Origin of the sequence: Pseudohongiella sp., assembly GCF_011050365.1 — a bacterium.
Taxonomy (GTDB): Bacteria; Pseudomonadota; Gammaproteobacteria; order Pseudomonadales; family Pseudohongiellaceae; genus Pseudohongiella.
The window spans coordinates 149,615-163,059 of sequence record NZ_DRFV01000001.1; the positions used below are offsets into that span (position 1 = coordinate 149,615).

General features: G+C 57.3%; 12 protein-coding genes. 3 read left to right on the plus strand and 9 right to left on the minus strand.

Going from position 1 to position 13,445, the window contains the following annotated elements:
- Nucleotides 1-35: 35 nt before the first annotated feature.
- The 3 genes from ENH71_RS00635 to ENH71_RS00645 are packed head-to-tail and all read right to left on the minus strand — an operon-like array spanning nucleotide 36 to nucleotide 3,003.
- Nucleotides 36-1,772, minus strand: coding sequence for a hybrid sensor histidine kinase/response regulator (locus ENH71_RS00635; RefSeq protein ID WP_294136449.1), 1,737 nt, complete (start codon nucleotides 1,770-1,772; stop codon nucleotides 36-38).
- 18 nt (nucleotides 1,773-1,790) lie between these two features.
- On the minus strand, nucleotides 1,791-2,330 hold the full coding sequence (locus ENH71_RS00640; RefSeq protein WP_294136450.1) for a FlgO family outer membrane protein: 540 nt from the start codon (nucleotides 2,328-2,330) through the stop codon (nucleotides 1,791-1,793).
- A 4-nt stretch (nucleotides 2,331-2,334) separates the two neighbouring features.
- Nucleotides 2,335-3,003: a hypothetical protein gene (locus tag ENH71_RS00645; protein ID WP_294136451.1), complete on the minus strand. Its 669-nt coding sequence runs from the start codon at nucleotides 3,001-3,003 to the stop codon at nucleotides 2,335-2,337.
- 164 nt (nucleotides 3,004-3,167) lie between these two features.
- Between ENH71_RS00645 and ENH71_RS00650 the strand changes: the two genes are divergently transcribed.
- Entirely contained in the window at nucleotides 3,168-4,385 is a 1,218-nt protein-coding gene (locus ENH71_RS00650; protein WP_294136452.1) for a sterol desaturase family protein, read from the plus strand.
- On the opposite strand, the gene ENH71_RS00655 is transcribed toward ENH71_RS00650, so the two are convergent.
- From ENH71_RS00655 to ENH71_RS00670, 4 genes are read right to left on the minus strand one after another with little or no spacing between them, the layout of a single operon-like run.
- A complete protein-coding gene (locus ENH71_RS00655; RefSeq protein WP_294136453.1) occupies nucleotides 4,301-6,103 on the minus strand; it encodes a sugar phosphorylase in 1,803 nt (600 codons plus the stop codon). The genes ENH71_RS00650 and ENH71_RS00655 overlap by 85 nt on opposite strands.
- A 2-nt stretch (nucleotides 6,104-6,105) precedes the next feature.
- Nucleotides 6,106-7,338 (minus strand): glycosyltransferase family protein, encoded by a 1,233-nt coding sequence (locus tag ENH71_RS00660; RefSeq protein ID WP_294136454.1) that lies wholly within the window; start codon nucleotides 7,336-7,338, stop codon nucleotides 6,106-6,108.
- Nucleotides 7,339-7,396: 58 nt separating this feature from the next.
- Nucleotides 7,397-8,257: an HAD-IIB family hydrolase gene (locus ENH71_RS00665; RefSeq protein ID WP_294136455.1), complete on the minus strand. Its 861-nt coding sequence runs from the start codon at nucleotides 8,255-8,257 to the stop codon at nucleotides 7,397-7,399.
- Nucleotides 8,258-8,265: 8 nt separating this feature from the next.
- Nucleotides 8,266-9,192 (minus strand): phosphoribulokinase, encoded by a 927-nt coding sequence (locus tag ENH71_RS00670; protein ID WP_294136456.1) that lies wholly within the window; start codon nucleotides 9,190-9,192, stop codon nucleotides 8,266-8,268.
- Between the two features lie 232 nt (nucleotides 9,193-9,424).
- On the opposite strand from ENH71_RS00670, the gene ENH71_RS00675 reads away from it, so the two are divergent.
- Nucleotides 9,425-10,606: a DnaT-like ssDNA-binding domain-containing protein gene (locus ENH71_RS00675; protein WP_294136457.1), complete on the plus strand. Its 1,182-nt coding sequence runs from the start codon at nucleotides 9,425-9,427 to the stop codon at nucleotides 10,604-10,606.
- Nucleotides 10,557-11,210: a replication protein P gene (locus ENH71_RS00680; protein ID WP_294136458.1), complete on the plus strand. Its 654-nt coding sequence runs from the start codon at nucleotides 10,557-10,559 to the stop codon at nucleotides 11,208-11,210. Before ENH71_RS00675 ends, ENH71_RS00680 begins: the two co-directional genes overlap by 50 nt.
- A 7-nt stretch (nucleotides 11,211-11,217) precedes the next feature.
- Here the strand turns inward: ENH71_RS00680 and ENH71_RS00685 are convergent, their stop codons facing one another.
- Both ENH71_RS00685 and ettA read right to left on the minus strand, forming a co-directional pair.
- Nucleotides 11,218-11,598, minus strand: coding sequence for a PilZ domain-containing protein (locus ENH71_RS00685; protein WP_294136459.1), 381 nt, complete (start codon nucleotides 11,596-11,598; stop codon nucleotides 11,218-11,220).
- Nucleotides 11,599-11,743: 145 nt separating this feature from the next.
- On the minus strand, nucleotides 11,744-13,411 hold the full coding sequence (ettA, locus tag ENH71_RS00690; RefSeq protein ID WP_294136460.1) for an energy-dependent translational throttle protein EttA: 1,668 nt from the start codon (nucleotides 13,409-13,411) through the stop codon (nucleotides 11,744-11,746).
- Nucleotides 13,412-13,445: the final 34 nt, after the last annotated feature.

Here is a 13,445-nt window from a genome sequence, read left to right on the forward strand (position 1 = left end):
CTGTTATCTGGTTGGTTGTGAGTCCGGATTGACGCTCAGGTACGGCGGATGGCGTCAACGGCGGCCAACAGTAGCTTTCTGCTGAAGGGTTTGTCCAGTGTTACAGACGGTTTCAGTGCCTGGATCGCGTTGCGTTCGCTCTCATTGAGGTTGCCGGATATCAACAGCACCGGCAGCGAAGGCCGGGTCGCCCGCACCCGGGTAGCCAACTCTACGCCGGTCATGCCGGGCATGGCCTGATCGGTCATCAGCAGGTCGATACGGTCGCCAGGGTTGGTCTCAAAGTGTTGCAGCGCATCGGCCGGTGAATTGAACTCAATGACCTGTATGTCTTCACGTTGCAGGGTCATGCGAATGGTAGCCCTGACCAGTTCTTCGTCATCAACCACCATTACCCGGTAGGCAGCGGTTGGTGAGACTGATGGCGTGATCCCGGTCAGGCTGCCCGCTGCGTCCGTCGGTGGCGATACTGTTCTGAACTTCAGCGAGAACTCTGTACCTTGCTGCGGTGTCGAGCTCATTCGAATACTGCCGCCCAGCTGAGTGACCAGTTTATGCACGATGGCCAGTCCCAGACCGGTGCCATCGCCCGTTTCCCGGGTGGTAAAAAAGGGTTCGAAAATCCGGTGGCGAATGGCAGGGTCAATACCTGTGCCGGTATCGCTGACCGTCAGCAATACCTGGTCTCCGGAACCCAGCAGATCCAGTCTGAACTCCAACAGCCCGCCCTGCGGTTTCATGGCCAGACAACCATTGGTGCCCAGGTTCATGAAGATCTGGTGGAGCATGTCCGGTGTTGCCAGCACACAGACATCAGGCGCATTGAGGGTTTCCCGGATGCTGATATTGGCAGGCATGCTGCTGCGCAGCAGGGCGGCGGTTTCGTGCAGCACCGGAGTTATCGGGGTGCTGCTGGCATTGGCATCATTCTGCTGACTGAAGCTCAGGATACGTTTGACCAGTTGTGCTGCTCGCTCCGCCGAGGTGATGGCATTGTTGATGTGTTGTCGCTGGGTACTGTCGGGAGACGCCAGTTCGCGCGCTTCTTCGCTGGCCATGAGAATGGGCTGTAGCAGGTTGTTGAAGTCGTGGGCGATGCCACTGGCCATGGTGCCAAGCGCACTCAGCTTCTGTGAGTGCAGTAATTGCTCCTGCAGCTGTTCGCGCTCTTTCAGCGACTCGGCGATGCGCTGGCGGGAGGACTCCAGTTCGATCATGGTGGATTCCAGGCTGCCCAGCAACCGCGCCGTGGTCAGCGAGCCCAGAATACAAAGAAACAGCATGGTGCCACTGACGCCAAACCAGGATTCCAGCGTGTAAACCAGGTCGCCGTACATCGGGTTGGGTGAGCGTGCCAGCACCAGCAGCGCGGCATAGACCAGCACGATCAGTACCGCAAACGCGATGCCGACGAAGGCACCGCGATACCCAAAAAACAGCGCGGACAGCATTGGTACGGTCAGCAGCCATTCGGTGCCGGCACCCACCGGCCCAAGGATCCAGAGCAAAAATACACCCACCGCAGACCACAGGACGAGGAACAGTCCTGCGCGCAGGTGATAGGGTAACCGTTTTGCCATGGCCAGCATGATCACCGCGATCCAGGCGATGTTGTCGATGATCAGCAGGCTCCAGATTTCAAGCTGATATGCCAGTATCACACTGGGTATATAGGCGATGCTGACCAGTGCAGCGGTCGCCCACAAAGTGGTCTGCAAGATGCGCTGGCGGATGCCAAGCATGCTGCGGCTGATGTTGATGACGGCGGACATAGGGTTCCGGTGTAAGGCTTACCAGCGTTCAGGGCGTAACAGGCGACGCATATCGGGCGTATAGGGCACGGCGTAGTCATGCGACGCAAGAATGATGCTATCACGGGTTCGGATCAGGCGGGCAGTAACATAGATATTGCGCTCGGCAATGGCATAGGTGCCCACCAGCACCACATCGGCGTTGTGCTCGGCACTGATATCCGACAGGGTGCGGGACAGCAGGAATTCACCCTGATTCTGATCCACATAGACATTATTGCGCAATAGTAATTCAACGAACTGATACCCCTCAGCCGCAAATGCCGACACCAGCTGTTGCGAGGCAATGCGGCCAAAGGAGGATGACAGCGACAGGTTGTCGATGTTGGCAAAACTGGCAGCCAGCATTCTGGACGAAGGGTCAAGCTGGTCACCGGCAATACCAATAAGGCCCTGAGCTGCCTGGTGGTTGTTGGTAATGACCGGGTTGCCCAGGGTCCGGGCGACAGTTTTGCAACCACTGATGCCGGCGACGGATAGCAGTAACACGAGGATAAACAGGGGATGTTGGCGCGTCATGGCATCAACTCCCGACCACAGTAAAGGTTTTGCCCCGGGACTGATAGTTGACCAGATCGGCATCGCGGACGTAATAAATACGGGCGTCGGACCTCAGCAACTGATCACCGTTGTGCAAGGTGGTCGTGACGATCACCTCCGACATTGTCGCCCGGGTATCACGCCATAGATCATTGAGCACATCCAGGCCCAGGGCGAGGGGTACGATGGCGAGACTGTTGTCCTCCCAGTTGGGCACATTGCCGGCGATGGCGGCGATAGCGAAGGCGGCCGAGAAGAAACCCGGGCGCGGGCGCAGGCTGCGTCCGTTATCGTGACTGACCACCATAATGTCGTAATCGAGCTGCAGTGCCGCAGTGCCCGGATTCAGCATGACGTTGGCGCCGCTGGCCACCAGTTGCGCTGACAGTAGTCGATGATAGGCCTGCTCAAAGGGACTGTCGGTAGTATCCGTCTGTGCTATGTAAAGCATGGGCGGAGACTCAAATGCCGCGCTGATCAACGCGGCTTCGTTGGCGGCCATCAGATTCCAGTGTGCCGCCGAGCGCGCCACGGATTGTTCGACCCCGGCAAACGTGACCGCGCGCGGGAATGCCTGATACCGGTTGTTGCAGGCGCCCAGTGCGCAGGTCGCCAGCAGGGCCAGGCAGAGTAACTGTGTGTTACGTGTCATTAAGGATCCCGATAGGCAATCATTGTCGGTTCGCGGCTGTTTACACGCGCCAGTTTAATAGCATATCGACACCCGGGCATAATACCTTAGTCCTGGCGTGATCAAATATGCCACTGGCGCCAGTCGTGAGACCTGATATAGTCAATAATAAAAACGGGTGTTAGATGAATCTGATCCTTTATGCCATCCCCGCATTCATGCTGTTGCTGCTGTTGGAGCTGGCGCTGGATTTCCGACGCAAGACCGGCTACTACCGGCTGAATGATGCTATCGCATCGCTGAGTACCGGCATGCTCAGCCAGACCATGGGCTTTGCCACGCGCTTCATGGGGTTTCTGGCCTATGCCACCTTATGGGCGGTGTTGCCGCACGGCGAGCTGACCATGACCCCCTGGTTGTGGCTGTTGGCTTTCGTGTTCTACGATTTTTGTTACTACTGGAGCCACCGCTGTCAGCATACAATTAATGTGCTGTGGGGCATTCACGTGGTGCATCATCAAAGTGAAGAATACAACCTGACCACTGCGTTGCGTCAGCCATTCAATGGTTTTTTCATCGGTTCGGTATTCTACCTGCCCATGCTGTTTGCCGGGTTTCCGCCGGCAGTGGTGGTAACCGTTGGGTCACTGAACCTGATCTATCAGTACTGGGTGCACACCCGGTTCATCAAAACCCTGGGCTGGGTGGAACAGGTGCTGGTGACGCCGATGAACCATCGTGTGCACCATGCCATCAATGACCCGTATATCGACAGGAATTTTGGTGGCGTGTTTATTCTCTGGGATCGCCTGTTTGGCACCTACCAGAAAGAGCTGGACGAGGAGCCTTGTGTCTATGGCGTACGCAAACCTCTGCAAAGCTGGAACCCGTTTTACGCCAATATGCACGTGCACTGGCAGTTGCTACAGGATTGCTGGCATGCAGAGCGCTGGCGCGACAAGTTGCGCCTGTGGTTCATGCCCACAGGCTGGCGGCCGGCCGATGTTGAGGCGCGTTATCCGCTGGCACGCTGCCTGCCCGATAACCAGCAAAAGTATGACTTGCGACCGCCGTTGCCGCTGGCGCTCACGGTGCTGGCGCTGCACATTCTGCTGATGGGATTCACCGTCTGGTTCTTGCTTAACGTCACCATGCCCGGCTTTGGTCTGGCGTTGGCGCACTTCATTCCCCTGGGCGGCGGGCTTTGGCTCAACAGTCGTCTGCTGGAGCAAAAGCCCGGTGCAGCCTGGCAGGCCATGCTGTTCTGGGCCAGCTGTGCGGTCTTGCCCTGGGTGGTGAGCGGGTGGCTGTTGCCGGTTCAGCTATCCTCCATCCTGCTGTTGCTGCCGGCGGTGCTGATACCGCTGGCCTCTGGTCGTCGGTTGCTCAGCCAGACAGTTTGATACGGAGCCAGTACAATTTCGCTGGTTTCCAGCGCAATGTGCTTGCCGCTGACCAGGTCATACCAGTCTTCGGTGTCGATCAGATTGATGTCCGACAACGGGATGTGATGGGTTTGCAACGAGATATTGTTGAGCGCAAAGATGCTTTGCTCGCGATTAATGCTCTGGCGCCAGAAAGCAAAAATACCATCGCCCAGGTGCAGGGTAAATTGCGTCGCATTGGGGTGAAATGCCGGTTGTCGTTGCCGGATGGCAATCAGTGATTTCAGGGCAGACAGGACCTGAGCCTGGTGTGTGCCGGCATCGCCGAGCAGGGATTTTAGCTCAGTCGGCGACCACTGATGGCGATTGATATGACGATTGTGCCCGCTCTGCGCCAGGCGTTGTTCATCGTTGCCGGTACCCAGGAAACTGTGGATATAAAACGCGGGTACACCTTCCAGTGCCAGTAAAATCGCATGTGCACAAATAAACCGCTGTAGTTGCCAGGTGTCCGGCTGGCCCGACTGATCTTCCAGCGTGCACGACAGCGCATCCCACAAGCTGATATTGATTTCGTAGGGGCGTCGCTCCAGCGCCGACGTTGCACGCCAGGATATACGGCCGCCGGAACGCTCCATACCCGCCAGCAGGGACTCGATTTCATGGTCACTGAGCAGGCCCTCTGCCGGTCGCAAGCCAATACCGTCATGGGAGGCAATAAAATTGAAGTAGAACGTGCCCAGCTGTGCCGGTGGCATGCTCATTAACCAGTTCTTCAGGTGCCGGCAGTTGCCATTGAGCAGGGTGAACAGCAGCAGCGGCGGCAGGGAGAAATTATAAATACTGTGGGCTTCGTTGGCGTTGCCAAAGTAGCTCAGATTTTCCCGTTTTGGTATGTTGGTTTCAGTAATGATCAGCGCTTCGGGGTCGGCATGTTCGATCAGTGCGCGCAGCAGGCGAACGATCTCATGGGTCTGTAGCAGGTTCAGGCAATTGGTGCCGGGCTCTTTCCAGATAAAGGCGACGGCATCCAGGCGGAACACCCGGATCCGGTGGTCCAGATACAGACGGATGATACGAACAAACTCCAGCAGGACATCCGGGTTGCGAAAATCAAAATCGACCTGGTCGTGGCCGAAAGTGCACCATACGTGCCTGACGCCACCGGCGGTGACCACCGGTCGCAGCAGCTCGCTGGTCCGCGGTCGGGTGACGGCGCTCAGATCCAGCGTCGGGTCGGCCGTGTAAAAATAGTTTTTGCCCGGCGCTTCGTCGTCGATGAACTGCTGGAACCAGGAATGCGACGATGAGCAATGATTGATCACCAGGTCCGCCATGAGTTTGAAGTCGACCGACAATGCTTCAATGTCCTGCCAGTCTCCCAGCGCAGGATGCACGGTGTCGTAATCACTGACGGCAAAACCATCGTCCGAACTCCACGGAAAAAACGGCAATACATGTACGCCGGTAATGGAACCCTTTAAATGCTGATGCAGGAATGTCTGCAGAGTCTGTAAGGGTTTATCACCGGCGTCCGCCTTGATGCTGTCGCCGTAAGTAATCAGATACACATCGTTCTGGTCCCAGGCCTGTTGTTGCCTGCCAGCGTGGACCTGACCCGGGTCCAGGCCCATGGTCGCCATCAGGTCTGAGGCCAACTGTTGTGATTCGTCGCTGTTCAGCGCCGGATAGATGTGCTGCAAATGATTGCTAACACGGGTGTTCAGATCTGCCATGATCAACCTGCCTGGTTCATGAATTCCCGGGTGTCGGCCTCGACCGCTTCTTTCAATTCTTCCAGAATGTTCGGCTGCGCACTGCGCACCCGATTCCAGCTCGGTATGAAAGGCGTTTCCATGGGGTTGTCGAGAAAGTACTCCCCCGCGGCCTTGATGTTGCGGGCAAACAGTTCAACGGCCTGCTCTTCCTTGTGAATATCCAGCGTCAGGCCGTTGATCAGGGCGTCGTTGCGATAGGTCTCAACAAAATCCAGCGCGATACGAAAATAGCTGGCTTTGAGGGTGCGGAAGGTTTCGCTCGACAACACCACGCCGTTGGTCGCCAGTTTGCGGAAAATCGCCTTGGCGATGTCGATGGACATTTTGGACAGGCCGGCCTCGGCGTTGTCGGCCGACAGATCCTGGTGTTTGTGATCGTAATTGTCAGCAATGTCGACCTGGCACAAACGGTTGGTGGCATTGTTGCGATACATCTCGGACAGGATGCCGATCTCCAGTCCCCAGTCGCTGGGGATACGCAGGTCGTTGACGGCTTCAGTGCGGAAGGAGAACTCACCGGCTAACGGGTAGCGGAAGCTGTCCAGGTAATCCAGGTAATCGCTGGGCGGTAATACCTTTTTCAGCGCCCGCAACAATGGCGTCACCATCAGGCGACAGACACGGCCGTTGATTTTGCCGTCAGCGACGCGGGCATAGTAGCCTTTGCAGAATTGATAATTGAAACCGGGGTTGGCCACCGGATAGATCAATCGTGCCAGCAGTTCGCGTTTGTAGGTCAGAATATCGCAGTCGTGCAGGGCTATGGCCTGGCTTTTGCGTGATGCCAGAGTATAACCCAGGCAATACCAGACGTTGCGGCCTTTGCCAGCCTCCGTGGGCGCCAGTCCCATGCTCTGCAGGCGTTGGTCAATGGCGCGCAGGCGGGGCCCGTCATTCCACAGAATACGGTGGTGCTGCGGTAATGCGGAGAAAAACTCCCGGGCATGGCGATATTCGGTCTCATCAGCGCGGTCGAGGCCGATCACGATCTGGCTCAGATAAGGTACCTGTGCTAACTCTTTGATGATGTTGGGCAGCGCCGGACCTTGCAGCTCCGAAAACAGTGAGGGCAGAATCAGCGTCATCGGCCGCATTTTGGAAAACACTTCCAGCTCGTATTCCAGTTCGGCCAGCGGGCGGTTACTCAGGTTGTGCAGTGTGGTGATAACGCCGTTCTGGTGGAAATCTCCCATGCCTGTATCCTCTTGTCTGATTGTCACTCAAAGTGAGATCTATGTTACCGGGTGTTGTTCAAAGCGTTTTAAGCAGGCCGTTGATGCTGTTGGCCCACCCCGCGGGTCCGGTCTCATCGCTGATGATTACGGGTTTGGTGGTGCATAGTTCGGGTAGCGCGTGAGCTGGTGAGCGGATCAGGACCGGGAAGTCCGCCGCCTGCAACATGGCGATGTCATTATCACCATCACCCAGCGCGATGGACACAACGTTATTGCCGTCGCGGCCATACACGGCCTGAACAGCCGTCAGCGCCTTGCCCTTGTCAGTGTTGCCCAACACGTGCAGGAAACGTCCGCCGCGCAGGGTGGACAGCCCTTTTTGGGCCAGCGCCTCGCGGAACCGTTCCAGCGCGGCATCACTGTCCTGCCAGATCAGGGGTTCGCTGAATTGTCGGTTCTGTGCCCGCCGCGCGGCGGTCATGTTCAGGCCGGTGGCGGCGCAGATGTCCCCCAGGCTGGAGTCGCTCAGGGCGGTCATGCGGTAGCCGGGCTTGATATCGGCCAGGCGCTCGCGAATGTCCTCGTAGCCCAGTCCTGCCACGACCTGCCAATACACGCCATGCGATGTGCCGCCCGGTGGCGCGCTGCGGAAGCGACGCTTGGGGTAGTAGGTGGCAGAGCCGTTCTCCACAATGAAGGGGTCAGACAGGCCCAGCTTTTCGCTGAGCGCTTCGCATTCGGCCAGGGTTTTACTGGTGTTGAAAATCAGGGGGATTCGCTGCTTCTGCAATTTGCGTATGGTCGCCATGGCCGGCTCGGCGGAATAGCTGAAATGGTCCAGCAGGGTGCCGTCCAGGTCAGTCACAACGATGACTTTGCGCTCATCAGGGCGCTGTGTGTCGAGTGGCCGGGGTTTGTTGTCGTCAGTATTCGTCATGGTAGTTGTCAATGTAACTCCGGTTCGCATGGGTGTATGCGATGGTCAGTGTCCAGATACAGTACCGTATCTGCCTGGGCCGGCAGTGTCGCAATGCTATGCCGGGTCAGGCGTTCATAATGCTGGATAAACCGATGAATGGCGTCCGGTGTCATTATTTTTGCGGCGAGCTGCTGATGATCGGCCAGTTTTGCTGCCAGTTTGCTTTCCTGCAGGCTGCGCCATGCCAGCACACAATCGAAGGAGGGGGCCTTCAGCATGATCAGATAATCAATGTCAGCGAACAAATCCTGGTAGTCGGCAGCCAGGCAGTGATTAACATATCGGCGCCAGCGACCGTCACTGTCCTCATTCAGTTCCAGTGGGTTAACGGGTGCTGTCAGCTCGGCCTCCGGCTGTGGTTGTACGCCAATGCACCAGCCTTCCAGGATGATGATGTCGCGCGGCGCCCGGACGCGCCCGCAGTCAGCCTCGGCGATACAGTCATCGTTGGCCTTGTCGAAGCCGGGCAGAACGACATCGTCGTTGCCCTGGCGCAGCCGCTGCAGTGTATCCAGCGCCAGAGCGACATCGTGAGTGCCCGGCACGCCACGGGTCACCAGCAGCGGATGCACGGTTTGGCCCAGGTGCTGCCGGCTCGCGTGGCTGAGGTAGAAATCGTCCAGCGACACAACGGTGGTTTTCAGGTGGAATTTGTTTTCCAGCATCAGGGCAATTGCTTTGGCCAGTGTTGATTTACCAGTACCCTGTGCACCGTTTATGCCAACCACCAGTGGTCGTTGCTGCCGGGCGTGTAATCCGGCGATGTTGATAGCCAATGGTGTGACATGGCGCACGGTGTCTTCAAGCCACTGCGGTGGCAGCATGTCAGTGTCCGCCAGGTCCTGCCAGAGACTGAGGACGCGATCGCCCGGCGTGTCACGTGATACTGGCATGGCTGTGTCCTGTGTTTGCTTCGGTGATGTACAAGGCCGGCATTGGTGCACCAATGTGGTGCATAACGGACGTCTCGGTGATCACGCAAGCCTGCTGTCTGTGTCGTGTGAAAGCGCGGTGATGTGGTAAGCTCCTCCGCAGATTCACAGTCGGGTTTATCGATCGCAACTGCTGGTCTGTTCAACTCGTCAGCTCAATCTGTCAACTCATAATGCAAACTCTGGTCCAGACATGCAATCTTCCCTGATTCCTGAGCGTCCATTAATCATTTCGCCGACGCTGGCGGCTACCATTGGTCTTGAAGAGGCGGTTTTGCTGCATGTGCTCAGTGAGCTGATGGTGCATCGCAAGGGTATTGAGCGCAAGGGCCTGAACTGGTTGTTGCTGGAACAGCAGGAGCTGCTGGATGCGCTGCCATTCTGGGCCTGGATTGATATCAGACGGGTGCAGAAGAATTTGCAGGAACTGGGATTGATTCTGGTGGATGCGCACACCGACCATGAAGATGGCTGGTATATTGCAATCAATCAACGCCAGGGAGATGGGCTCGCGGCGTCTGCGGGTGACCCTCAGCGCGCCGCGCCGGCTGACCCGGCACCGGCATCGGCAAAAGTAGCGCTGGTCACTGCCGGCAAGAGCGCCGAGGCAGGCAGAGGTTCGGCAGGCTACATTGCCCCGGACTGGCAGCCGGGTGATGAATGGCTCAGTCTGTGCCGTCAACATGGTGTGCCCGATGCCTTTGCCCGTGAGCTGGTGCCGGGTTTTGTCATGTACTGGCGCGATCGCGCTCAGTCCCGCTTCTCCTGGGGCAATGCGTTTTACAAACACGTGCTGCGCGAGTGGCGTCAGGAACAGACACGCCGTGGTGCAGCCGAGCTGGAAACCACCATGTCCGCCCAATGGCAACCCAGTCAGGATGCCATTGATATTCTGTGCAACGCCGGCATCAACGAGGCGTTTATCGAGGACGCTGTGCCGGAGTTTGTTTTATACTGGCGCGAGCGCGGCGCCCAGAATGGCACCTGGAATACCCGTTTCATCGAACACATTCGACGGCAGTGGGCGCGTTACAAGGCATCGGTGGTTAACGACGGCGTACCGCGCCCGATCAGCGAGAACTGGCAGCCCAGTGCAGAAGTGTTTGATGTGCTGCGGCTGGCCGAAATTGACGAAGAATTTGCCCGCAGCAAGGTGCCGGAATTTGTGCTTTACTGGCGCGATACCGGGCAGCCGCAGGCATCCTGGAATACCCGCTTTTTGCAATTTATCAAATATTCCTGGGCGCGGCGTCTGGACGCTGGCGCTACAACGGGGTTGACGCATGCACGAAATAAACAATCTGCTGAGCGAGGCGGGCAAGGCCTTGAAGCCACGTTCAAGCGCTTCACAGACCGAAGCTGGGCAGAAAAGTAAGAACCGCTCCGGGACTGCCGGTTCTGCCGACAACAGCGGTGGTCCTGACCAGGTTGACGCCATCAATCAGCTTTTTGCCGAGTTCGAGCTGGCCTATCACAATCAGTATCACAAGGCCTACGGTGACCCGGACCGTCTGGTGCTGGCTAAAAAATACTGGCTGGAATGTCTGGCCGATTTTCACCCGCAACAACTGGTCAAAGCGGCCCGCCGACTGGTGAAAAGTCAGGATTACCTGCCTACTATTTCAGCGGTGATCCGTACCTGCGAGGAATCCTACGGGTTGTTTGGCCTGCCCTCCGAGCGCGATGCCTACAATGAGGCCTGTCGTGCGCCGGCGCCAAAAGCGGCCTATGCCTGGTCACATCCGGCCGTGTATCAGGCAGGCAAAGCCACCGGCTGGTTTTTTCTGGCTACCGAAGCCGAGGACAAAGTGTTCCCGGTATTTGCTTATTACTATCGGCAATTGTGTCAGCGTGTTATTCGCGGTGAGGACTTGCAGGAGCCGGTGCCACCGGCACTGGAAAAGAATCCGTCCCGGCCACTGACCTTTGCTGAAAGAGAAAAAAAGCTGGCGCAGCTGCGCGCCAGCCTGGATATCTGACGACCGGTCAGTTCAGTGCGGACAGCTCCCGCTCCAGCAGGCTGGTATCCCCCATATTGAGTTCCACCAGGCGACGCAGGTGCGTCATGCTGTCAACGTCAATGTGTTCACACAACAGGCCCACCTTGTCATCTTTATGGTTGGCGACCCGGGCGGTCATACAGATCTGGATGTCGCCACCCAGATGTATACTGATATCGACGGGATTGTCATCGATGACTTTCTGATCCGGCAGCACCTGTATCAGGATGCCGCGCAGGGAAATATCAATCAACTGAACTGGCCAGATGTGATCGCCCTGGGTGACAACGGTTTCTGCATCAAAAAAGATGCGCGTAAATGTTCGCCGGTTTGATTGCGGGATCGTGTGGCTGTTTTCGTCAGTCATTGTGTTGGCTCTATGCTTCCTGATGGCTCCTGAAAACAGACCTCAGGCAGCGGATGAAAATGAATGCGGCAATCCCCCTCTGCTGCATACATCGGCCGCTTCCTGATTATCTTGACACCCGTTTGCCGGAATTTCTTGTGCGCGCTCATGCCAGCTTGCGGTACTTGATGCGGGTCGGTTGCGCATTGTCTCCCAGACGCTTCTTGCGATCGGCTTCGTAGTCTGAATAGTTGCCTTCGTGGAACATCACCTGGCTGTCACCTTCAAAGGCCAGAATATGGGTACAGATGCGATCCAGGAACCAGCGATCGTGTGATACCACAATGACCGAGCCGGGGAAGTTCAACAGGCCTTCTTCCAGTGCGCGCAAGGTTTCCACGTCCAGATCGTTGGTCGGTTCGTCGAGCAGCAGCACATTCGCGCCGCGCTTGAGCAGTTTGGCCAGGTGCACCCGGTTGCGCTCACCACCGGACAGATCCTTGATGAACTTTTGCTGGTCGCCGCCGCGGAAATTGAAACGGCCTACATAGGCCCGTGATGGCACTTCGTAGCGGCCAATCTGCAGGATATCCTGGCCGTCGGACAGCTCTTCCCACACGGTTTTGCTGCCGTCCAGTGAGTCCCGGCTCTGATCGACATACGCCAGGTCCACAGATTCACCCAGTTCGATGCTGCCGCTGTCGGGTTTTTCAACACCGGTCAGCATGCGCAGGAAGGTGGTCTTGCCGGCGCCGTTACCACCGATGATGCCGACGATGGCGCCCTTGGGTACCGAGAAGCTCAGATCACTGATCAGGGTCTTGTCTTCGAAGGCCTTGCTCAGGTTGTTGACCTCAATGACCTTGTCGCCGAGGCGCTGACCCGGTGGGATGTACAGTTCGGTGGTTTCGTTGCGCTTCTGGAATTCCTGCGAGTTCATCTCCTCGAAGCGGGCCAGACGCGCCTTGCTCTTGGCCTGTCGACCCTTGGGGTTGTTGCGCACCCACTCCAGCTCGTGACGGATGGTTTTCTCGCGGGCAGCTTCCTGGCGTTGTTCGGTTTCAAGGCGTTTTTCCTTGTTTTCCAGCCAGTTGGTGTAGTTGCCCTCAAACGGAATGCCGTAACCACGGTCCAGTTCCAGGATCCAGCTGGCGGCGTTGTCGAGGAAGTAACGGTCGTGCGTGATCGCGACCACGGTGCCGGGGAATTCCTTCAGGAAGCGTTCCAGCCAGGCCACACTCTCCGCGTCCAGGTGGTTGGTCGGTTCGTCGAGCAGCAACATGTCCGGATTGGACAGCAACAGGCGGCACAGTGCTACGCGGCGTTTTTCACCGCCCGACAGTTTGGTCACGTCGGCTTCCCAGGGTGGCAGGCGCAGGGCGTCAGCGGCGATTTCCAGCGTGCGTTCCAGGTCCCAGCCGTTGGCGGCGTCAATTGCGTTTTGCAAGTCGCCTTGTTTTTCCAGTAGCGCGGTCATTTCGTCATCGCTCATGGGCTCGGCGAAGCGGTCGCTGATGGCGTTGAACTCTTCCAGCAATTTGATGATTTCACCCATGCCTTCTTCAACATTGCCACGCACATCCTTGTCCGCATTCAGCGCCGGCTCCTGCGGCAGGTAACCCACATTGATGCCAGTTTGCGCGCGGGCTTCGCCGTTAAATTCCGTGTCGACACCCGCCATAATGCGCAGCAGCGTGGATTTGCCCGAGCCGTTGAGGCCCAGCACGCCGATTTTTGCGCCCGGGAAGAAGGACAGGGAGATGTCCTTGAGAATTTCTTTTTTCGGGGGCACAACTTTGCCCACGCGGTGCATGGTGTAAACGAACTGGGCCATAACTTGAGTTTTCTCCGGGATTTAAATAGGCAGA